Annotated in this window: 25 protein-coding genes and 1 riboswitch; of the genes, 19 read left to right on the top strand and 6 right to left on the bottom strand. The window is 62.5% G+C overall.

The annotated features are described in order from the left end of the window. Nucleotides 1-187: 187 nt before the first annotated feature. Together dapA and smpB are read left to right on the top strand one after the other, a co-directional pair. Nucleotides 188-1084, top strand: a complete 897-nt coding sequence (gene dapA, locus LC343_RS10050) for a 4-hydroxy-tetrahydrodipicolinate synthase (protein WP_223476986.1) — start codon at nucleotides 188-190, stop codon at nucleotides 1082-1084. 25 nt (nucleotides 1085-1109) lie between these two features. Then, nucleotides 1110-1589, top strand: coding sequence for an SsrA-binding protein SmpB (gene smpB / locus LC343_RS10045; protein WP_223476985.1), 480 nt, complete (start codon nucleotides 1110-1112; stop codon nucleotides 1587-1589). A gap of 23 nt (nucleotides 1590-1612) precedes the next feature. Here smpB and LC343_RS10040 read toward each other — a convergent pair whose 3' ends face one another. Together LC343_RS10040 and LC343_RS10035 are read right to left on the bottom strand one after the other, a co-directional pair. Further along, entirely contained in the window at nucleotides 1613-2266 is a 654-nt protein-coding gene (locus LC343_RS10040; protein ID WP_223476984.1) for a uracil-DNA glycosylase, read from the bottom strand. 11 nt (nucleotides 2267-2277) lie between these two features. Then, the gene (locus LC343_RS10035; RefSeq protein WP_223476983.1) at nucleotides 2278-2874 is read right to left on the bottom strand and encodes a LabA-like NYN domain-containing protein; all 597 of its coding nucleotides are present in this window, start codon (nucleotides 2872-2874) and stop codon (nucleotides 2278-2280) included. Nucleotides 2875-3126: 252 nt separating this feature from the next. Here LC343_RS10035 and rpoZ point away from each other — a divergent pair, with 252 nt between their 5' ends. The 16 genes from rpoZ (at nucleotide 3127) to LC343_RS09960 (ending at nucleotide 16180) form a co-directional block, all read left to right on the top strand. Beyond that, complete coding sequence (gene rpoZ / locus LC343_RS10030; RefSeq protein ID WP_223476982.1) at nucleotides 3127-3507, top strand: DNA-directed RNA polymerase subunit omega; 381 nt, start codon at nucleotides 3127-3129, stop codon at nucleotides 3505-3507. Between the two features lie 96 nt (nucleotides 3508-3603). Continuing rightward, nucleotides 3604-5865 carry a RelA/SpoT family protein gene (locus LC343_RS10025; protein WP_223476981.1) on the top strand — a complete coding sequence of 754 codons (2262 nt, stop codon included), beginning with the start codon at nucleotides 3604-3606 and terminating at the stop codon, nucleotides 5863-5865. 54 nt (nucleotides 5866-5919) lie between these two features. Further along, entirely contained in the window at nucleotides 5920-6498 is a 579-nt protein-coding gene (gene pyrE / locus LC343_RS10020; protein WP_223477276.1) for an orotate phosphoribosyltransferase, read from the top strand. A gap of 179 nt (nucleotides 6499-6677) precedes the next feature. Next, nucleotides 6678-7205 carry a DUF2062 domain-containing protein gene (locus LC343_RS10015; RefSeq protein WP_223476980.1) on the top strand — a complete coding sequence of 176 codons (528 nt, stop codon included), beginning with the start codon at nucleotides 6678-6680 and terminating at the stop codon, nucleotides 7203-7205. Next, nucleotides 7202-7600, top strand: coding sequence for a holo-ACP synthase (gene acpS / locus LC343_RS10010; protein WP_223476979.1), 399 nt, complete (start codon nucleotides 7202-7204; stop codon nucleotides 7598-7600). Before LC343_RS10015 ends, acpS begins: the two co-directional genes overlap by 4 nt. A gap of 102 nt (nucleotides 7601-7702) precedes the next feature. After that, nucleotides 7703-8446, top strand: a complete 744-nt coding sequence (gene lepB, locus LC343_RS10005; RefSeq protein WP_223476978.1) for a signal peptidase I — start codon at nucleotides 7703-7705, stop codon at nucleotides 8444-8446. A 23-nt stretch (nucleotides 8447-8469) separates the two neighbouring features. Next, nucleotides 8470-9147 (top strand): ribonuclease III, encoded by a 678-nt coding sequence (rnc, locus tag LC343_RS10000; protein WP_428982535.1) that lies wholly within the window; start codon nucleotides 8470-8472, stop codon nucleotides 9145-9147. Next, nucleotides 9140-10054 carry a GTPase Era gene (gene era, locus LC343_RS09995; protein ID WP_223476976.1) on the top strand — a complete coding sequence of 305 codons (915 nt, stop codon included), beginning with the start codon at nucleotides 9140-9142 and terminating at the stop codon, nucleotides 10052-10054. The genes rnc and era overlap by 8 nt, the downstream gene beginning before the upstream one ends. A gap of 15 nt (nucleotides 10055-10069) precedes the next feature. Further along, nucleotides 10070-10819, top strand: a complete 750-nt coding sequence (recO, locus tag LC343_RS09990; protein ID WP_223476975.1) for a DNA repair protein RecO — start codon at nucleotides 10070-10072, stop codon at nucleotides 10817-10819. Beyond that, nucleotides 10816-11334: a PaaI family thioesterase gene (locus LC343_RS09985; protein WP_223476974.1), complete on the top strand. Its 519-nt coding sequence runs from the start codon at nucleotides 10816-10818 to the stop codon at nucleotides 11332-11334. The genes recO and LC343_RS09985 overlap by 4 nt, the downstream gene beginning before the upstream one ends. A 176-nt stretch (nucleotides 11335-11510) precedes the next feature. Next, complete coding sequence (locus tag LC343_RS09980; protein ID WP_223476973.1) at nucleotides 11511-12998, top strand: alkaline phosphatase; 1488 nt, start codon at nucleotides 11511-11513, stop codon at nucleotides 12996-12998. 103 nt (nucleotides 12999-13101) lie between these two features. After that, nucleotides 13102-13527, top strand: coding sequence for a hypothetical protein (locus LC343_RS09975; RefSeq protein ID WP_223476972.1), 426 nt, complete (start codon nucleotides 13102-13104; stop codon nucleotides 13525-13527). After that, complete coding sequence (locus LC343_RS25140; protein WP_274384751.1) at nucleotides 13527-13649, top strand: hypothetical protein; 123 nt, start codon at nucleotides 13527-13529, stop codon at nucleotides 13647-13649. The genes LC343_RS09975 and LC343_RS25140 overlap by 1 nt, the downstream gene beginning before the upstream one ends. Continuing rightward, nucleotides 13649-14323 carry an ABC transporter ATP-binding protein gene (locus LC343_RS09970; protein ID WP_223476971.1) on the top strand — a complete coding sequence of 225 codons (675 nt, stop codon included), beginning with the start codon at nucleotides 13649-13651 and terminating at the stop codon, nucleotides 14321-14323. Before LC343_RS25140 ends, LC343_RS09970 begins: the two co-directional genes overlap by 1 nt. 3 nt (nucleotides 14324-14326) lie before the next feature. Then, complete coding sequence (locus LC343_RS09965) at nucleotides 14327-15649, top strand: FtsX-like permease family protein (RefSeq protein ID WP_223476970.1); 1323 nt, start codon at nucleotides 14327-14329, stop codon at nucleotides 15647-15649. Nucleotides 15650-15673: 24 nt separating this feature from the next. Continuing rightward, nucleotides 15674-16180 (top strand): copper chaperone PCu(A)C, encoded by a 507-nt coding sequence (locus tag LC343_RS09960; RefSeq protein WP_223476969.1) that lies wholly within the window; start codon nucleotides 15674-15676, stop codon nucleotides 16178-16180. Between the two features lie 13 nt (nucleotides 16181-16193). Here LC343_RS09960 and LC343_RS09955 read toward each other — a convergent pair whose 3' ends face one another. Beyond that, nucleotides 16194-16646, bottom strand: a complete 453-nt coding sequence (locus tag LC343_RS09955; protein ID WP_223476968.1) for a TlpA disulfide reductase family protein — start codon at nucleotides 16644-16646, stop codon at nucleotides 16194-16196. An 81-nt stretch (nucleotides 16647-16727) separates the two neighbouring features. Further along, nucleotides 16728-17963, bottom strand: coding sequence for an MFS transporter (locus LC343_RS09950; RefSeq protein ID WP_223476967.1), 1236 nt, complete (start codon nucleotides 17961-17963; stop codon nucleotides 16728-16730). Between the two features lie 258 nt (nucleotides 17964-18221). Between LC343_RS09950 and LC343_RS09945 the strand changes: the two genes are divergently transcribed. After that, nucleotides 18222-19529 (top strand): HD-GYP domain-containing protein, encoded by a 1308-nt coding sequence (locus LC343_RS09945; RefSeq protein WP_223477275.1) that lies wholly within the window; start codon nucleotides 18222-18224, stop codon nucleotides 19527-19529. 54 nt (nucleotides 19530-19583) lie between these two features. On the opposite strand, the gene LC343_RS09940 is transcribed toward LC343_RS09945, so the two are convergent. Both LC343_RS09940 and arsH read right to left on the bottom strand, forming a co-directional pair. Then, the gene (locus LC343_RS09940) at nucleotides 19584-20267 is read right to left on the bottom strand and encodes an energy-coupling factor ABC transporter permease (RefSeq protein WP_223476966.1); all 684 of its coding nucleotides are present in this window, start codon (nucleotides 20265-20267) and stop codon (nucleotides 19584-19586) included. 50 nt (nucleotides 20268-20317) lie between these two features. Continuing rightward, a riboswitch (cobalamin riboswitch) is annotated at nucleotides 20318-20526 on the bottom strand. Between the two features lie 67 nt (nucleotides 20527-20593). Next, nucleotides 20594-21322 carry an arsenical resistance protein ArsH gene (gene arsH / locus LC343_RS09935; protein ID WP_223476965.1) on the bottom strand — a complete coding sequence of 243 codons (729 nt, stop codon included), beginning with the start codon at nucleotides 21320-21322 and terminating at the stop codon, nucleotides 20594-20596.

The following is a 21322-nucleotide window of genomic DNA, read 5'->3' as shown; positions in this document are numbered from 1 at the left end:
CGGCTCCGGTTCCTCCTTGCAGATATTCTACAACAATGACCCGTTTATGGTGAACGGACAGTGAAGAAGCGCACAATTCGGCGTGATCTCGGCGCTTGCCGCCGACAGGCCGCCCGACTATGGTGCGCCGAAATTTCAAGACAGATGCGCGGCAAAGCGCGCAAGTGCATGCGGGAGACGGGTTTTTATGGTTGAGCGTTCGGCGTTGCGCGGGTCTATGACCGCGCTGGTTACCCCGTTCGATACGTCCGGCGCGTTCGACGAGGCGTCGTTTCGTGCACTGGTGGACTGGCAGGTGACGGAGGGCACCAAGTGCCTGGTTCCGGTCGGCACGACCGGCGAATCGCCGACACTGAGCCATGACGAGCACAAGAGCGTTATTGAGGTCTGCATCGAAGCTTCGGCTGGCCGCGCCCCGATCATCGCGGGTGCCGGGTCCAACAACACCCATGAAGCCGTCGATCTGGCGATGCATGCCGAAAGCGCCGGCGCGGACGCGGTGCTCGTCGTTACGCCCTATTACAACAAGCCCAACCAGCGCGGTCTCTACGAGCATTTCGCGGCTGTCGCTCAGGCGATCGACGTTCCGATCATCATCTACAACATTCCCGGCCGTTCGATCATCGACATGACGCCGCAGACCATGGGGAGGCTCGTGGCTGACTTTCCCAATGTCTGGGGCGTCAAGGATGCGACCGGCAAGGTGGAGCGGGTTTCCGAACAGCGCATCACCTGCGGGCATGATTTCATCCAGCTTTCCGGCGAGGATGGTTCCGCACTCGGCTTCAACGCCCATGGCGGCGTCGGCTGCATTTCCGTGACGGCCAATGTCGCCCCACGGCTGTGTTCGGAATTCCAGGCGGCCTGCCAGGCAGGGGACTACGCCAAGGCGCTGGAACTCCAGGACAAGCTGATGCCGCTGCACAAGGCGCTGTTCATCGAGCCCGGCGTGGCCGGGTCAAAATACGCACTTTCGCGGCTGGGCCGGGTCAAGAACCGGCTGCGCTCGCCGATGGTGCCGGTCGAGGAATCGACGGCGAACGCCATCGACGAGGCGATGCGGCACGCCGGTCTCTTGAACTGAGCCGGCGAAACCACACCTTTCGCAAATGGCACCCAGAAAAAAGACAGATCCGGCGAACAAGGTCGTCGCCGAAAACCGCAGAGCGCGCTTCAACTTCGATATCCAGGATACGGTTGAGGCGGGCCTCGTGCTGCATGGCACCGAGGTCAAGTCGTTGCGCAATGGCGAAGCCAATATTGCCGAGAGCTACGTCTCGGAAGAAGGCGGCGAGATCTGGCTGATCAATTCCCACATCCCGGAATATCTCGAGGCAAACCGCTTCAATCACGAGCCGCGCCGCCGCCGGAAACTGCTGCTGCACAAGCGGGAAATGGCGAAGTTCGCGCAGGCGGCCGACCGGGAAGGCATGACCCTGGTTCCGCTGAAGCTCTATTTCAACGATCGCGGCCGCGCCAAGCTGGCGGTCGCCATCGCCAAGGGCAAGAAGACCGTCGACAAGCGTGAAACAGTCAAGAAGCGCGATTGGGACCGCCAGAAGGCGCGAATTCTCAAGGAACACGGCTGAGGCTCGTCCGTCGGGTCGAATGTCTACCCGTTGAGGTGTTTCCTGACCCGGGCGAACACGGCGTCGAACATCGCCGGCGTCAACACACCGGTATTGATGTTGTAGCGCGAGCAATGATAGCTGGAAATGATTGAAATTTCGCCGATTTCAGTCGCCACGTCATGCTTGAACGGATGCGCGGCGACACGTTCGCCGAAGGCCCGGATCGTGGAGTCATGCGCGATCTTTCCGAGCGTCACGATCGCTTGCAAGTTTGCGAACCGATCGATCGTCGCCGTCAGGAACTGCCGGCAGGTATTGACTTCCGCCGCAATGGGCTTGTTCCCCGGCGGCAGGCACCGAACTGCATTCGTGACGGCTGTTCCAGAGAGGCGCAGATCATCGTCAGAGCGGGATTCGAACGTTCCGGTCGCAAATCCGTGCGCCTTGAGTGTCGCGTAAAGCATGTCGCCGGAGAAATCGCCGGTAAACGGCCGTCCGGTCCGGTTTGCGCCGCGCAGGCCGGGTGCGAGACCGACGATCAGGAGACGAACGCTTTGCGGGCCCTCCGGCGGCAGCCATGCGGAAACCGGCGCATTGTGCCAGTCGGGCTCGCGCACCCGCCATTCGGCGATGAAGTCGTGCAGGCGCGGACAAAGCGCGCAGTCCCTATCGGGCTCGGCGGCGGAGACAGTCAAGGAGCCTTCGGTCAGTAGTCTGTATCGTCGTCTTCGTCGTGGTCACGCGCGGTGACCGACTGCCGCGGGGCAGGGCGTTCCGACGCGTCGCGTCCGATTTCGCCCTGCAATCCCTTCAGGTCCATGAAATGGTCGGCCTGGCGGCGAAGGTCGTCGGCGATCATCGGCGGCTGTGTCGACATCGTCGAAACGACGGAAACCTTGCGGCCGCGCCGCTGCAGCGCCTCGACGAGCGAGCGGAAGTCGCCGTCGCCGGAGAAGATCACGAAATGGTCCACCGAATCGGCGAGTTCCATGGCATCGATTGTCAGCTCGATATCCATGTTGCCCTTGATCTTGCGACGGCCCGCGGAGTCGGTGAATTCCTTCGCCGGCTTGGTGACGACCTTGTAGCCATTGTAATCGAGCCAGTCGATCAGCGGCCGGATAGAGGAATACTCCTGATCCTCAACGAGCGCGGTGTAATAATACGCGCGAAGCAGGTAGCCGCGGGACTGGAACGCCTTCAGCAGCTTGCGATAGTCGATATCGAATCCGAGTGACTTGGCCGCAGCGTAAAGGTTGGCACCGTCGATGAACAATGCGATCTTCTCGCGTGGATCAAACATCTTGTAGGCCTTTGCCCGAAAATTGTTGTTGTGCGAATAGTATCGGCATCCCATGAATGCCGGATTGAATCAAACCCTGCAATTTGGCTCATGCGCCGGAAAACGGGCTGTTTTGTGTCTGCCGCCTTGATTGCGCCGCATTCGCGGGCTTGCTGCCATTCGAGTTGCGCTGTCCGCCATAAAGCGGTATAGCCATCATAGTCCTGATGGATATGAACCTCCACATAATTATTGACGTAAGGGAAACGCAATATGGCTCGCGTTACCGTCGAAGACTGCATTGACAAGGTCGAGAACCGTTTTGATCTCGTACTCCTGGCTGCGCATCGCGCCCGCCAGGTGTCGCAGGGCGCGCCGATCACGGTCGATCGTGACAACGACAAGAATCCGGTGGTCGCACTGCGCGAAATCGCCGACCAGACGCTTTCTCCGGGCGATCTGAAGGAAGACCTGATCCACTCGCTGCAGAAGCATGTCGAAGTGGACGAGCCGGAGAGCGATGTCGTCGACACCGCCGAGGCCGCGGAATCCGAGGATGCTCCCGAAGCGATCACCTTCGACCGGATGTCGGAAGAAGAACTGCTCGCCGGAATCGAGGGACTTGTCCCGCCGGAAAAATCCGACGATCTCTGATCGGTTCGCCGACCTTCAAGGCATTGCCATGGATGGTTTTTTCAAGGCGCGCGGACGGATCGGTCCGCGCGTCTTTTCTTTTGGGATTTTGCGTCAATGATGCGCCAGTACGAACTGGTCGAACGCATCCAGCGTTACAAGCCGCAGGTCAATGAGGCGCTGCTCAACAAGGCATATGTCTATGCCATGCAGAAGCATGGCGACCAGAAGCGGGCGTCCGGCGATCCCTATTTCTCCCATCCGCTCGAAGTTGCCGCCATCCTGACGGACATGCGGCTCGACGAGAGCACGGTCGCTGTCGGTCTGCTGCATGACACGATCGAGGACACATCCGCGACGCGCCGTGAAATCGAAGAGATGTTCGGCGAAGATATCGGTCGCCTTGTCGATGGGCTGACCAAGCTCAAGAAGCTCGATCTCGTTTCCAAGCGCGCCGCGCAGGCGGAGAACCTCCGCAAGCTCCTCCTCGCAATCGCCGATGACGTGCGCGTCCTGCTCGTCAAGCTCGCCGATCGTCTCCACAACATGCGCACCCTCGATTTCGTGCCGCCGCACAAGCGCGCACGCATTGCCGAGGAGACGATGGACATCTATGCGCCGCTTGCCGGCCGCATGGGCATGCAGGACATGCGCGAGGAGCTGGAGGAACTGGCATTTCGCCATATCAATCCGGAGGCCTATCGCACCATCACCGACCGGCTCGCGGAACTGGGCGAATACAACCGCGAAACGCTGGGTGAGATCACCGAGACCCTGCAGAACCTGCTTGCCGCGAACGGCATCAATGCCGAGGTCTACAGCCGTCAGAAAAAGCCGTGGTCGGTCTTTCGCAAGATGGAATCGAAGGCGCTGTCCTTCGAACAATTGTCGGATGTGTTCGGCTTCCGCATCATCGTCGAGAAGGTCGATGACTGCTATCGCGCGCTTGGCATCGTCCATCGCAAGTGGAACACCGTGCCCGGCCGCTTCAAGGATTACATCTCGACGCCGAAGCAAAACGATTACCGGTCGATCCACACCACCATTGTCGGCCCGTCGAAACAGCGCGTCGAACTGCAGATACGGACCCGCGAGATGCACGAGGTCGCCGAATACGGCATCGCCGCGCATGCGCTCTACAAGGACAAGTCCGCCGCGGCGAAGACGAACGGTCACGACGAGGCCGGTGTCGCCCTGTCGCGTGATTCGAATGCCTACGCATGGCTGCGCCGGACCATCGAGTCGCTTTCCGAAGGTGACAATCCCGAGGAGTTCCTGGAGCACACCAAGCTTGAACTGTTCCAGGACCAGGTTTTCTGTTTCACGCCGAAGGGCCGTTTGATCGCGCTGCCGCGCGGTGCGACCCCGGTCGATTTCGCCTATGCGGTTCATACCGACATCGGCAATTCCTGCGTCGGCGCCAAGATCAACGGCCGCATCATGCCGCTGGTCACGCGCCTGCAAAACGGCGATGAGGTTGAGGTCGTGCGCTCGAACGCCCAGACGCCACCGGCGGCGTGGGAGCATGTCGTCGTGACCGGAAAGGCCCGGTCGGCAATCCGCCGCGCCTCGCGCATGGCGATTCGCAAGCAATATGCCGGCCTTGGCCATCGCATCCTTGAGCGCGCCTTCGAGCGGGCCGGCAAGGAGTTCTCCCGAGACATTCTGAAACAGGGTGTCAGACGGCTTGGCCAGAAGGAGGTCGACGACGTGCTGGCTGCGGTCGGGCGAGGGGAGATCCCCTCCGATGATGTCGTGCGCGCCGTCTTCCCCGACTACCAGGATGCGCGCAGTTCCGCTCTCCCGGCTGGCGGCGTCGAAGGCGACGGCTGGTTCAATCTCACCAGCGCGACAGGCATGATGTTCCGCATCCCGGGCAATACGGGCCCCGAGGACGACAAGGGCGTGGCGACGCGTGACGCGATCGATCGCGCGGTCCCGATCCGCGGTGCTGCGAGCGATATTCCGGTGCGTTTTTCGCCCGAAGGTGCGGTTCCCGGAGACCGCATCATCGGGATTTCCACGCCGGGCAAGGGAATCACGATCTATCCGATCCAGTCTCCCTCGCTGGCGGCTTATGACGACCAGCCTGAGCGCTGGATCGACGTGCGCTGGGATCTCGACGGCCTGGACCGCCAGCGCTTTTCCGCCCAGATCGTGGTCACGGCGATCAACGCGCCGGGCTCGCTGGCCGAAATCGCGCAGATCATCGGCAATATGGATGCCAATATTCACACGCTCTCCATGGTTCGCACCGCGCCCGATTTCACGGAGATGAATTTCGATCTCGAGGTCTGGGATTTGAAGCATCTCAATGGTTTGATTGCGCGGCTGCGGGACGCGGAGGCGGTATCGACGGTCGAGCGCGCGAATGGATGACGGTCGCTGGTCAGGATACGAGACGGAAAACGGGGACGATGCATGACGCATGAAATGACAACGCAGGACGTGCTTGACGTTTTCGAGAGTGCGGGAGCGGTGCTGCACGGGCACTTCATTCTCACGTCGGGCCTCCGAAGCCCGGTCTTCCTGCAAAAGGCGCGTGTCTTCATGCATCCGGACAAGACCGAGATTCTCTGCAAGGCGCTCGCCGCGAAGATCGAAGCCGCGGGACTGGGCGGAATTGATTATGTTGTTGGCCCGGCGGTCGGCGGGATCATCCCCGCATATGAAACCTCGCGCCATCTGGGCGCGCCGGCAATTTGGGTGGAGCGCGAGGCAGGGGTCTTCAAGCTGCGCCGTTTCGAGATGGAGAAGGGCGCACGCGTCGTCATCATCGAGGATATCGTCACGACGGGCCTGTCCATCCGCGAGACCGTGGAAAGCCTGAAGGAGCTCGGTGCGGAGGTGCTGGCGGCCGGCTGCCTGATTGACCGGTCCGCAGGCAAGGCCGATGTCGGCGTCCCGCTCATCGCGCTGGCCGAATACGAGGTGCCGGCCTATCCGGCAGACAAATTGCCGCCGGATTTGGCTGCCATACCGGCGATCAAGCCGGGCAGCCGGAGCCTGTGACCGTTGCGGCCCGCACAGCGAAGCTTGATGCCGGGGGCGGGGCTGACTATCTCATGGGCGGTTACCTTGCGTAGAGATTTCGCCGCTACGCGTGGGAAGACCGGTTTTCGACAGGTGTGGCCTCTATGATTTTTGGACGCAGGGAACGCGAGAATTGGCGTAGCAGACTGCGTGTCTGGATGATGCCACGCCGCAACTACGCGCGTTCCTTCCGCTACTACTGGAAGCGGATGCTTCGCATCAAGGCGACGCCGCATGCCATCGCCGCTGGTGTCGCGGCTGGCGCTTTCGCATCCTTCACACCCTTCATGGGATTGCACTTCATTCTCGCCTTCGTTCTGGCCTGGCTTCTCGCGGGCAACATGATCGCTGCGGCACTCGGCACAGCCGTCGGCAATCCTCTGACGTTCCCCGCGATCTGGGCGGCAACGCACGGCGCGGGAACCGCGATCCTCGGAATGGCGGAAGCGGGGGCATCGCCCAAGCCCGTCAATGTCGGCTCGCTCCTGCACAATGGTGAGATCCTCGCGATCTGGGATCCGATCCTCAAGCCGATGCTGATCGGCGGCGTGCCGCTCGGGCTGCTCGTCGCCGCATTCCTCTACGTTCTGACGCGCGTTGCCGTGACTGCCTTCCAGAGCCGCCGCAGCATGCATTTCGAATCGCATCGCCGCGCTGCGGGAGAAAATCCGGAGTTCGAAGCGTGATTATCGGGCTTGGCAGCGACCTCATCGACATCCGTCGCGTCGAGAAATCTCTCGAACGTTTCGGTACGCGCTTCACCGAGCGGGTCTTCACGGAAGTCGAGCGCGCCAAGTCGGATCGCCGTCGCCTGCGGGCCGCGTCATACGCCAAGCGCTTCGCTGCCAAGGAGGCTTGTGCAAAAGCTTTGGGAACGGGCCTTTCGCGTGGTGTTTTCTGGCGCGACATGGGCGTCGTGAACCTTCCGGGCGGCAAACCCACAATGCAACTGACGGGCGGTGCGGCGGAGCGTCTTCACGCCATGATGCCGCAGGGGCACAAGCCCGTCATCCATGTCACGATCACGGACGATATGCCGCTTGCGCAGGCCTTCGTCATCATTGAGGCTGTGCCGGAGTAGATTCGCGCCGGCGTGTTCCCGCATCTGGAATTGCGGCCTTGGGTCCGAAAGGATAAGACCGGTCGCACGACCGGGAAAATAACGACAACGGGATGAAATTTCGTGGCTGAAAAGACCGAAACCAAACAAAATTCACTGGGCGAGATCGTCTCGGTCATCGTCCAGGCGCTCATTCTCGCGCTGCTCATCCGCACGCTGTTGTTCCAGCCCTTTTCCATCCCGTCAGGCTCGATGCGCCCGACCCTGCTGGAAGGCGACTACCTGTTCGTTTCCAAATTCGCTTATGGCTACTCGCGCCATTCGCTGCCGTTTTCGCCGAACATCTTCTCCGGCCGCATCTGGTCGGGTACGCCGGAACGCGGCGATGTCGCGGTGTTCAAGCACCCCGTTTCCAATGTCGATTACATCAAGCGCGTGATCGGCCTGCCGGGTGATACCATCCAGATGCGCGACGGGCAGCTCTATATCAACGGCGAAGCGGTGAAGCGCGAATCCGCCGGCCAGATCGACGATCCTGACGTGACGGAGAAATTCGGTCCGGTCGACGTCTACACCGAAACGCTGCCCAATGGGGTCAGCTACCGCACGCTTGACCTGTCGCCCAATTCGAGCGCCGACAACACCCGCGAATTCATTGTGCCGGAAGGCCATTATTTCATGATGGGCGACAACCGCGACAACTCCAACGACAGCCGCTTTGGCGTCGGCTACGTCCCGCTGGAGAATTTCGTCGGACGGGCGAATATCATCTTCTTCTCCATCGCCGGCGGTGCGTCGCCGCTCGAGATCTGGCGCTGGCCGTCCGAATTGCGGTTCGACCGGTTCTTCCATTCCGCCTCGAAATGACGAAGGCGGCGGTTTCGCCCGAAATGCTGCGGCGGCTTGAGGAGATCACGGGGCATCGTTTCGTCGATGCCGCCCGCCTCGACCGCGCTCTGACGCATGCCAGCGCCCGCGGGCGCGCCGGGCGCGACTATGAACGTCTCGAATTTCTCGGCGACCGGGTGCTTGGCCTTTGCGTCGCCGAAATGCTGTTCGAGGAGTTCCAGTCGGCTGACGAGGGCGAATTGTCGGTGCGGCTCAACCAGTTGGTCAACGCGAACACGCTTGCTGCGGTGGCGGATGAACTGTCGCTCGGCGATTTCATCCGGACCGGATCAGATGTCCGCCAGCTTCGCGACAGCCACCGCAAGAATCTGCGCGCCGACGTTGTCGAGTCGCTCATCGCGACGATCTATCTCGACGGCGGTCTCGACGCCGTACGGCCTTTTATCCGCCGTTACTGGAAGGGCCGGGCGGCGGAAGCCGAGGCCGCGCGCCGCGACGGCAAGACCGAATTGCAGGAATGGGCGCATCGCGCGCACGCTGCGACACCCGTATATGAAGTCGTTTCGCGCGTCGGTCCGGATCACGATCCCGTCTTCACGGTTTCGGTGACTGTCGGTGGATTGAAACCCGAGATCGCCGAAGGGCGCTCGAAACGTATCGCCGAGCAGGCGGCCGCGGAACGGCTGCTTCAGCGTGAGAAAGTGCGTGAAAATGACTGAGACAAAAGAAGCCCCGACACGTTCGGGGTTCATCGCGCTGATCGGCGCCCCGAACGCCGGCAAGTCCACGCTGGTCAATCAGCTTGTCGGCACGAAAGTGTCGATTGTCACCCACAAGGTACAGACGACGCGCGCGCTGGTTCGCGGCATTGCCACCGTCGATCGCACCCAGCTCGTTTTCATGGATGCGCCGGGCGTCTTCGCACCGAAGCGCCGCCTCGACCGCGCCATGGTGACGTCGGCCTGGTCCGGTGCCCGCGATGCAGACATCGTCCTCGTGCTTGTCGATGCGCGCAAAGGCATCCGCGAGGACGAGGAACGCATCCTCGAGGTGCTGCCGGATATCCGTCAGACGAAATATCTGGTGCTCAACAAGATCGACACCGTCGAGCCGCCGCGGCTTCTTGAACTGGCGAAGGAAATCAACGAGCGCGCGGAATTCGCCGAGACGTTCATGATCTCGGCCTCGGAAGGTTACGGCTGCAAGGATCTTCTCAAGAAACTGGCGGAGACTGTCCCGGAGGGGCCCTGGTACTATCCGGAGGACCAGATCTCCGACCTGCCGATGCGCCAGCTCGCGGCCGAGATTACCCGCGAGAAGCTCTATCTGCGCCTACACCAGGAATTGCCCTATTCCTCCACCGTCGAGACGGAAACGTGGGAGGAAAAGAAGGACGGCTCGGTGAAGATCCAGCAGGTGATCTTTGTCGAGCGCGACAGCCAGAAGAAGATCGTGCTCGGACACAAGGGCGAGACGATCAAGGCAATCGGCCAGGCGTCACGCAAGGAGATCGCGGAGATCCTCGAGCAGCCCGTCCATCTCTTCCTCTTCGTCAAGGTGCGCGAGAACTGGGGCAATGATCCGGAGCGTTATCGCGAGATGGGGCTGGACTTTTCCGCCGACTGACGCAATCTCCGCGCCATGGAATGGCGGGACCGCGGCATCATTATCGGCACACGAAGGCATGGTGAGACCAGCCTGATCCTCGAAGTGATGACCGAGCAGCGCGGCCGGCACCTCGGATTGGTCCGCGGCGGGCGCTCGCGCCGCCAGCAGCCTGTGCTACAGCCCGGCAACGAAGTCGATCTCACATGGCGCGCACGCCTTGAGGACCATCTCGGTACGTTCCAGGTCGAGCCCATGGCGCTTGCCGCGGCGCGGCTGATGGAACACCCCTCCGGCATTTACGGTATCCAGCTGCTCGCCGGCCATCTGCGCCTGTTGCCGGAACGCGACCGACACTCGGAATTGTTCCGCGCGATGGAAGTCATCATCGAACATTTGTGCGAACCGGAACTCGCTGGTCCTCTGATGGTTCGCTTCGAATTGCGCCTGCTGGAGGAGCTGGGCTTCGGTCTCGATCTCACCGCCTGCGCGGGAACCGGCCAGCGCAACGACCTGATCTACGTGTCGCCGAAAACCGGCCGCGCGGTCAGCCGTCTGGCCGGTGACCCCTGGAAAGACAAGCTCATGGCGCTGCCGGCTTTCCTTGGCGGCCAGCCCTCCGCCGTGCCGACGGCGGCGGAAATGGCGGCCGCCTTCGATCTGACGGCCTTTTTTCTACGCCGGCATGTCTATGAGCCGCGCGCCATCAAGGAGCCCGATGCACGCGCAGGCTTCATCAACGCGGTCGGTCGGGCTTTTTCGGATAGCAGGGAGCACAGTACGTGAGTGTATCGAATGACGAGATCATGCCGGGCGTAGCGGCAATCGGCGGCTTCGGCCCGATACCTATCGCTGCCTATCACGAAATGACCGGGCTGGAGATCCTGCGGGCCATCATCTCCGGCGATCTGCCCGCGCCCCCCATCTCGAAGGTTCTGACATTCGCCCTCACGGAAGCCGACGAGGGCAGGGTGGTGTTCAGGGGTGTGCCCAAAACCGACTACCTCAATCCCGGCGGGACAGTGCATGGCGGCTGGACAGCGACGATCATGGATTCCGCGCTTGCCTGCGTCGTCCACTCCGTTTTGAAGAAGGGCGAGGCGCTCGCAACGACCGAGTTCAAGGTCAACATGTTGCGCCCGGTCCTGCCGGATATGGGCGAGCTCTCCTGCGAGGCGAATATCGTCAGCCGCGGGCGCACCATCGGCGTGTCAGAAGCCCGCCTGACCGACAGCCGAGGTCGGCTGCTCGCCTTCGGCACCGAAACCTGCTCGATCTTCCCGGCGCGCGCAAAGTCCTGAAACACCTCGAAATTTCTTATCTCTCATTCCGTATCGTAACCTTGATGAGAGCGAAATGTTATAAAATAACATATTGAAATCGAAGGACTTTTCCCTGTCGCCGTTATTCAATTGTCATGCACGGCGGATACGAGGCGGAAGACGACCACCGTCATCCATCACACAGGGAGACACCCATGAAAACGACCGTCACCGCGGCGCTTCTCGCGACGCTTTCCGCATCCGCCGCCTTCGCCCAGGACCTGCCCCAAGCCAGCAGCGACTGGTTCACCTCGGCACTGAAAGTCATTCAGGAAAAGATTGCCGCACAGCCCAACACGAAGAAGGCGAAGAATGTCATTCTGTTCGTGGCTGACGGAAACGGTGTCGGCACCAACTACGCCGTCCGCCTGTTCGACGGCCAGTCCAAGGGTATGCTCGGTTCCGAAAACGTCCTGCCCTACGAGACCTATCCCTATACCGCGCTGATCAAGACTTACAACATCAACGCCCAGACACCGGATTCCGCCCCGACCGCCGGTTCGATGAACACTGGCGTCAAGCAGATCTTCAACACGATCAACCTCTCCGAAGCCGGCGTGAACAAGGATTGCGCCTCCGAGGAAGGCAACAAGCTGACCACCTTCTCCGAAATCGTCACGGGCATGGGCAAGTCGGTCGGTATCGTCTCCACCGCGCGCATCACCCACGCCACGCCTGCGGCCGTATACGCCAAGACGGCTGACCGCAACTGGGAAGGCGAAGCCCCGGAAGGCTGCACCGATATCGCCCAGCAGCTGTTCGACGCCATGTCCGCCGGCACGGTCGATCTCGCTTTCGGCGGCGGCTCGCGCTACTTCGCGCCGAAGGATGTCGAGACCATGGATGGCGGCAAGGGGCGCCGCATCGACGGCCGCAACCTGATTGAGGAAGCTCAGGCCGCCGGCGCGCAATACGCCTACGACACCGCGTCCTTCAACGCGCTGAAGCTCGACGGCTCCACGCCGGTTCTCGGCCTGTTCGAAGACAGCCACATGAAATACGAATACGACCGCGCCGACGATGACGAGCCGTCCCTGACCGACCTGACCAAGGCCGCCATCGAGCAACTGAGCCAGAACGGCGACGGCTTCTACCTGGAAGTCGAAGCGGGCCGCGTCGACCACGCGAACCATGCCGGCAACGCCTACCGCACCCTCACGGACGGTCAGGAATTTGCCAAGGCCGTCGCTCTGGCGGACGAGCTGACCGATGACGAGGACACCCTGATCATCGTCACCGCCGACCACGAACACGCGATCGCCTTCAACGGCTATTGCGGCCGCGGTTCCAGCGTTCTGGGCCTCTGCATGGGCATCAAGGCTGGCCAGGTCGAGAACTCCGGCGAGCCGCTGCTCGGCGCCGACGGCAAGCCTTACACCGTCATCGGCTACCTGAACGGCGCCGGCTCGGTCATGACCGAACAGGCCGACGGCGACTATTTCGGCACCCGCCCGAATGTCGACGAAGAAACCGCGACCGACCCGGAATATCTGCAGCAGGCGCTGATCCCGATGTCTTCCGAGACCCATTCGGGCGAGGACGTTGTCTCCTTCGCCAAGGGCCCCTGGGCGCATCTGCTGACCGGCACGCTTGAGCAGAACGTGATCTTCCACGTGATGCACCAGGCGGTCACCGCCGAATAACCGGCGCATACGCGAAGGGGAAAGGCCCGCCACGTTGCGGGCCTTTCCTCGTCCCCGACTGATATGGCTTTAAGCTGAAACGATCGTTGAAGTGAGGACACGAATGGACCGGAGAACCTTTCTCGGCGCGAGCCTCGCTGTTGGATTTGCGCCGCACGCGCTGGCGCAGGACGATGGCGTCGTGCGCATGCGCGATCTCTACAACAAGGATCTGTCCTTTTCCGATTACGCGAAATCCATGGAGGGCAGCCGCATTTCCGTTCAGGGTTTCATGGCGCCGCCGCTCAAGGCCGAATCGTCATTCTTCGTGCTGACCAAGCGGCCGATGGCGGTTTGCCCGTTTTGCGAGACCGAGGCCGAGTGGCCGGATGACATCCTCGCCGTCTACACCAAACGCACCCTGAAGACGGTGCCTTTCAATATCCGCATCGTTACAAGCGGCGAACTCGCGCTCGGCACCTACACCGATCCGGAACTGGGTTTCGTCAGCCGCGTGCGGCTGGTCGACGCCACATACGGGAGAGGCTGATGGGTGTTTCCGCGAACCGCGAGGTTCGCAAGCCCGACCGGGCGTCGCGCGATCAGCGCGCGCCATCGCAGGCCCGAGCCGGGCGCTGCTTCGCCCCGAAACCGGAAAAAGGATTCGGCTGATGGGTCTCGCCCTGTCTGTCCGCGACCTCGTCGTCGAGGGCGACCGCGGACGCCGGCTTTTGCGCATCGGCGCGCTCGACATTCCTGCTGGAAGCTGTATCGGCGTACGCGGCCCGTCGGGTGCCGGCAAGTCCACCTTTCTTTACGCGATCGCGGGCCTCATCGCTCTGAAGGCCGGGACGGTGACATGGGGTGATGAGGCGATTTCCGCCATGAACGCCCCCCAACGCGCCCGGTTCCGGCGCGAGCGCGTCGGCATGATTTTCCAGGACTTCCTCCTGTTCGAGGAATTGCCGGCGCTCGGCAACGCCGCGCTCGCGGCGTCCTATGCGGCAAGGTCCGAACGTGACCGCATCGCCAGTGGCGCGGCCGCGATGCTTGCCCATCTGGGCCTCGGCGACCACGCCGACCGCGCAGTCGACACGTTTTCGGGCGGCGAACGCCAGCGCGTCGCGGTCTCGCGGGCGCTGGCGGCCGATCCGCCGGTCATTCTCGCCGACGAACCGACCGCCAGCCTCGACCGGGCCGCAGCCGACAGGCTGATCGGCGATCTCGCGGAGCTGGCCGAGACGCGCGGCAAGACATTGATCGCGGTCAGCCATGACGCCGCCCTGCATGAACGCATGGATCGCGTCATCGATATCGTCGATGGCTGCTGGACGGGCGAGGGCTGATTCGTGTTCGCGTCGGTAACCGATCTCTGGAACTCTCTGCCCGCCTCCGCGCAGGACGTGCTCTGGTTCGTGGTCCTGTTGCTGCCCGCGCTCGTGACCGGCCTCATCGTCACGCGCGGCTACCGCCCCTTCGGCCTCGTGCGGGCGATGATGTGGCGCTACCGCTGGACAAATGCGCTCTTCATCGCGCTGATCGCCATTTCGGTTGGCATCGGCGTAGGATTGATCGCGCAGGAGCGCGGGCTGCGAAAGGGCACGGCGCGCGCCGCCGAGAAATTCGATCTTGTCGTCGCCGCGCCCGGATCCGAAGTGCAGATGCTGATGGCCGCCGTCTATCTGCAGCCCGTCGACGTGCCCCTGATCGACGGCCCCACCTACAACCGCATCGCCACCCACGAGAATGTCTCGCTCGCCGCGCCGATCGCCTATGGCGACAGCTATCAGGCGTCGCCGGTCATCGGCACGACGCCGCAATTCGTCACGCATCTGGCCGGCGAACTCGTAGAGGGTCGCATGTTCGCGGCCATGGGCGAGGCAGTCGCGGGTGCGCGTGTTCCCTTGCAGGTCGGCAACAGTTTCGTGCCCGCCCACGGCGTTGGCGAAGCCGCCGAGCACGACGCCCATGAGGGTCATGACATCACCGTCGTCGGCAAGATGCGGCTGACCGGCAGCCCGTGGGACAAGGCGATCCTCGTGCCGGTGGAGGATGTCTGGGCTGTCCACGGCCTTGCATCCGGCCATGCGCCGGGCGATGCCGGGCAGATCGGCCCGCCCTTCGATCCGGATTATTTCCCGGGCACGCCCGCAGTCCTCGTGCGCGCCGACCAGCTCTGGGCGAATTACGCGCTGCGCTCGGAATTCACCACCGACAAGACGATGGCCTTCTTCCCCGGCGCCGTATTGTCCGGGCTGCACTCCATGCTTGGCGATGTCCGTCAGGTCATGAGCGTCATGGCGGTTCTGACCCAGGTTCTGGTGACCGCCGGCGTGCTCGCCGGGCTCGTCGTGCTGACCCGCCTTTACGCCCGCCGTCTCGCGCTGCTGCGCGCGCTGGGTGCGCCGGACCGTTTCGTCTTCTCCGTCGTCTGGTCCTATGCGGCGGTGCTGATCGGGGCGGGTGCACTGCTGGGTGTCGCCGTGGGCTTTGCGGCGGTCGGCGCGATTTCGCGCGTCGTCACCGCGCGCACCGACATTCTGGTCACCGCGACGCTCGGCTGGCCGGAATTCCACCTCGTTGCCGGCTTCGTCAGCCTCACGGTCATTCTCGCCCTGACGCCTGCCTTCATGGCTCTGTCACGCAACATCGCTACTGACCTGCGGGCGTAACAATATTACATCAAGGGGCGTTTCATGATCCGTGTGCTTTCCGCCGTTCTGACGGCATCTATCTGCTTTTCCCAGCCGGTCTTTGTGGCGACGGCGCTCGCCGAGGACCACGAAGACCATTCGCATCACGAAGGCGAGGTGGACGGCGTGCGCACTGTCCACGCATGGGCACGCGCCACCACCGGCAAGACGGCATTTGTCTTCGTCGATATCGAGAACGAGTCGGACCGCGACATCGCCATCACCGGCGGCGAGAGCGAGATCGCCTCATCGGTCGAACTGGTGGGCTTTCAGTTGAAGGATGGCGAGCCAGACTATGTCGTCCTGCCGCCGGTGCCGATCAAGGCCGGCACCGAAATGACGCTGACGCCCGATGGCCTTGTCCTGCGCCTGAACGGCCTGTCCATGCCGCTGGTTCAGGGCGAGGAACATGAAATCGAGATCGAGTTCGATTTCGGCCATATCGAGATGTTCTTCCAGGTCGAAGCCTCCGACGCGCGCCATCACAGCCATGTCGGCCACCAGCACTGATCGCGGTTAAGCCTCAGCCGTCCAGATGGGCGGCGAGTTCCGCGCGCACGGCTTCGTCGCTCCAGTCGAGCGGGCCTGAATGCTGCCCGACCACGCGGCCCTCTGCATCGATCAGAATGGTCGCAGGCATACCGAACAGGCCGAAAACGGCGCCTGACCGGTTTCCGGCATCCTGCAGGGTCGCGAAATCGGGCAGGCCCAGATCGTCGAGAAAACGGTCGATCTTTTCACGCGGCGAGGGCTCCACGGCCACGACGATCAGGCGCGTTGCGAGCTCGTCTTCTGTCAGTGCGTTCGAATAGGCGTCGAGACTTGGCAATTCTTCGCGGCACGGGCCGCACCATGTGGCCCAGAAATGCAGGATGCCGGGTTTGCCGAACGGCAGGAAATCCGCAAGCACATGCGTCCGCCCGATCTCGTTGACCACGTCGACATCCGCGCTGGAGACGACGCGTGGTTCGCTCATGACAAAGGCTCCATCGGCTCGCGCCACGCCCGGCAGCAAGCAGAGGAGGGCAAGGGCAAACATGGATTTTAGCATGAGAGACTACTCCGCTGCGGTGAGAGCCGGCCGGGGAACCGGTTGCTCCTTGATCGGCCAGTGGACCGCGGCCGCGAACAGGCCGAGCGCGACACCGAGCCACCAGACGGGATCGTAGGTGCCGAAAATGTCATAAAGATAACCGCCGAGCCACACGCCGAGGAACGAGCCGATCTGGTGCGACAGGAAAACGATCCCGCCCAGCATGCCGAGATAGCGCGTGCCGAACATGATCGCGACCAGCGCATTGGTCGGCGGCACTGTCGAGAGCCACAGAATGCCCATCACCGCCGAAAAGATGATGACCGACGTCGCCGATTGCGGCAGCAGCAGGAAGGCCGTCACCGCTATGGATCGGCCGATATAGATCAGTGTCAGGAAGATCGGTTTGGAGTATTTCTGACCGATCACGCCCGAGGCCAGCGAACCGATGATGTTGAAGAATCCGATCAACGCGATCCCGATCACCGCGTAGCGCGCGTCGATACCGATGTCGCCGATATAGGCGGGAAAATGCGCGGTGATGAATGCCACCTGGAAACCGCAGACGAAGAAACCGGCCGTCAACAGAAGGTAGCTTTGGTGCCCGAATGCCTCGCGCAGTGCTTCGGCGATCGACTGGTCGATGTCGGTCTGCTTTTGCGTGCCGGAGGATGAATTGCCTCGCAAAGGCACCGCCAGGACCGGGACGATCAGCATCATCGCGGACATGACGAGCAACGCGTCCGACCAGCCGAAGGAGTCGATCAGCGACTGGCTGATCGGCGCGAAAAGGAACATGCCGGCCGAACCCGCTGCGGTGCCCATTCCGAATGCCAGGGAACGTTGATCCGCCGTAACATTGCGCGCGAAGGCGGCGAGGATGATGCCGAAGGAGCCGGACGCAACGCCCAGCCCGACGAGAACGCCACCGCCTGCGTGTAGGAACCAGATGCTCTGGGGTGCCGCCATCATCGCGAGCCCGGTGGCGTAGAGTATGGCGGAAAGCGCCAGGACACGCCATGTACCCTTCTTGTCGGCAAGCGCGCCGAACAGAGGTTGCCCAAGGCCCCACATCAGGTTCTGGATTGCCATGGCGAGACCAAAATCGGCACGCGACCATCCGGTATCCGCCAGCATCGGCAGCTGGAAGAACCCCATCGCCGAGCGCGGGCCGAAAGTCAGCGCCGTAATCAGGCAGCCGCTGGCGATGATCAGCCAGGGAAATCCCGGTTCGCTTCTGGAAACTGTCGCGGTGCTCATCCCGCATTCTCCTCTGGGCCCGTAGACCTGCAGAGATTTATTCGGCTTCGCCGTAAGCGCCAAGCAGGCAAATGTGCCCGTTACAATTCTGTTGAGCCCATTGGGGCCTCACGATTGTTTAACACGTCGCTGTCTACTTTGCCTCCGACCATGGAGACTGGCGGCGTGAAATCGCGTTACCTCGAACTCGGCCGACGCGCCGGCACGGCAAGCTTCCGCCTTTCGGAGATCCTGGGCGCGTTGTCCTACGCGCTCGACATGACGGAGGGACAGCCCGCAGGCCATTGCCTGCGCTGTTGCTGGATCGGCACCCATATCGGCCGGGCGGTCGGGATGGATGCCGAGGAACTTGGCGACCTCTACTACACGCTTCTGTTGAAGGATCTCGGCTGTTCGAGCAATGCGGCGCGCATTTGCGAACTCTATTTGAGCGACGACATCGGCTTCAAACGCGATTTCAAGACCGTCGATGGCAGCCTTTCGGCCGCGCTTCGGTTCGTTTTCGCCAGGACCGGGCTCGAATCCGGCCTGACGGAACGCATCCGCGCCATCGTCAACATCCTCCGCAATGGCGGCGAGATTTCGCGCGAACTGATCGAGACGCGCTGCCATCGCGGTGCCGACATCGCCGCCAAGCTGGGATTCTCAAAGCGTGTCCAGAACGGTATCCGCTCGCTCGACGAGCGCTGGGACGGCTCCGGCAAGCCGGACCGGCTGGCGGCGGACGCCATTCCCCGCGCAGCGAATATCGCGCTGCTCGCGCAGGTGGCCGATGTTTTTGCGTGGGAGCAGGGGCGAGAGGCCGCGATCACCGAAATCACCGCGCGTTCCGGGGTCTGGTTTGATCCCGAGCTGGTGGAAGCCTTTGTCGCGGTCCAGCAGGATGAGGAATTCTGGACCGCGATGGTTGGCGATGACCTCGCCGAGGCGGTCTATTCGATGGACCCCGCAAATCGCGAAGTGGATGGAGACGAGGACTATCTCGATGATGTCGCGTCGGCCTTCGCCGACGTGGTCGACGCCAAGAGCCCCTTTACCGCCAATCACTCCAGCCGGGTCATGTTCTACGCGGACATGATCGCCGAGGAACTGGACCTCGCGCCGGACCATCGCCGCTGGCTGCGCCGCGCCGCGCTGCTGCACGATATCGGCAAGCTTGCCGTCAGCAACCAGATCCTCGACAAGCCGGGCAAGCTCGACGATCAGGAATGGCAGTCGGTGCGCAGCCATCCCTGGCACAGCGAACGCATCCTCGAACGCGTATCGGCCTTTGCCGACATCGCACCGATCGCTGGCGCGCATCATGAAAGGCTCGACGGCGAAGGCTATCCCTACCGGTTGCGGGGAGACGAAATCGTCCTGGAAGTGCGCATTCTCACCGTCGCGGATGTTTTCGACGCGCTGGCCGCGGAACGGCCCTACCGTGCGGCTATGCCGGTCGCCAGGGCGCTTGCCATCCTCAGGCAGGGTATCGGCGCGGCATTCGACGGGGATTGCGTGGAAGCGCTTGCGCGCGGTCTTGTCCGGCTTGGAACGCCGGAAGGCGAGGGTGAGGTCGCCGCGTGAAAAGGCCTCCGGCGTATGCCGCCGAAGGCCGTCATGTCAGATCAGGATATCCGATCAAGCGGGCGCGTTATGCAGCCTGCCGTTGAAGAGCCCATTGTCAGTCAGCTTCGAGGTGTTCTTTGCGACCCAAAGCACCGCGAGATCGACGAGCGGCTCGAGGATGATCACGGTCATGTAGGCAGCGCCGAAGGAGGCGACCTGCGCGAGATTCGAGGCGGCGAAGCCGTGGCCGTAGAGCGCCCAGAAACCCACCCAGACGACGATGCCACCCTGATAGGACGTCGAGAGCGCCAGTGCCTGCAGGTACTTCACGTCCTTGTAGGCCGTCTTTTCCGGGATGATCTTGTGGGCCAGCAGGCTCATCGCATAAAGCGGAACCAGCAATGTGGTGACGTTCATGCCATATTGCGGCAGGTCGAAGGGCGCGAAGAATACGCCCTGGAGCAGCAGGCCGAGCGCAAGGCCGATCGCTGCAGCACCGCCGCCGAAGATCAGGAACAGCGTTGAGCCGAGGATCAGGTGGACTTCCGAGACGCCGACCGGATGATGCGGCAGCACCTCGAAGAATGTGAAGACCAGCGCGGTGGTGATCACCGAGCGTGCGGCCAGCGATACGACACCGCCATCCTTGCGGATAGTGTCGAGCGCCATCTTGCCGGCCAGCCCGAGAGAGGCCGCCGCAGTTGCGTAGGACAAAACGATCTTGGCGCCGTCGACGACGCCGGGTTCGATATGCATGACAGTTCCTTTCTTGCACCCATCGTGCAGTTGGCGACGCAATGCGTCACCGTTTCAGGTCTGTCCGGGCAGGTCTCCTGACTCGCGCTTCGTCGCCGTCATCCGCCTTCCCAGGTCAAACCCAGTGGCATATGGATGCGGCTCACGCTCACAGTTGCGTGGGCAGTCACGGATCAGGCCCCCTTTGGGTCATCCCTACCGTGTTCCCTTTTCATCCGGGAGGCTTGGCCTCCCTGGAACCCGAACAAGCGAATCCTATCGAAACGCGAAGCCCGTGACAATGAGTTCGCGCGTCATCGACCGCCGCGAATTCGACAGCCTTCGCGTCAGATGTTCTTCAGGCCGACCCGCTTGTGCACTTCTTCGACGCTCTCGACGCGTTCTGAATAGCGGTCTGTCAGATAGGCGGAGCGGTCGCGCGTCAGGATGGTGAATTTCATCAGTTCCTCCATCACATCGACGACACGGTTGTAATAGGAGGAGGGCTTCATCCGGCCGTCATCGTCGAATTCCAGCCAGGCTTTCGGCACCGAGGACTGGTTCGGGATCGTGATCATCCGCATCCAGCGGCCGAGAATGCGCATCTGGTTGACGGCGTTGAAGCTCTGCGAGCCGCCATTGACCTGCATTACCGCCAGGGTTCGCCCCTGTGTCGGCCGGATGCCGCCGATCGGCGCGAGCGGAAGCCAGTCGATCTGGGTTTTCATGATGCCCGTCATCGCGCCGTGCCGTTCCGGCGAGCACCACACCTGCGCCTCGGACCAGAGCGACAGCTCCCGCAACTCCTGCACCTTCGGATGATCCGCCGGCTCCGAATCGAGCATCGGCAGCCCCTGCGGCTCGAACACCCGCACCTCCGCGCCGAACCGGTCCAGCAGCCGCGCCGCCTCGTAGGTCATGAAACGGCTATAGGAGCGTTCGCGCAGCGAGCCGTAGAGCATCAGCACTCGCGGCTTGTGAGTGGAGGCATTCGGGCCGGTCAGCGCGTCGACATCGATCGCGTTCAGGAGGTCGTCCTGCACGTTGGGCAGGCTCAAATCGTCTTTCCAGGTCAT

This window comes from Oricola indica, assembly GCF_019966595.1.
GTDB lineage: Bacteria > Pseudomonadota > Alphaproteobacteria > Rhizobiales > Rhizobiaceae > Oricola > Oricola indica.
Note: the sequence above shows the minus strand (reverse complement) of the source record. Positions and strands in the feature narration are given on the sequence as shown.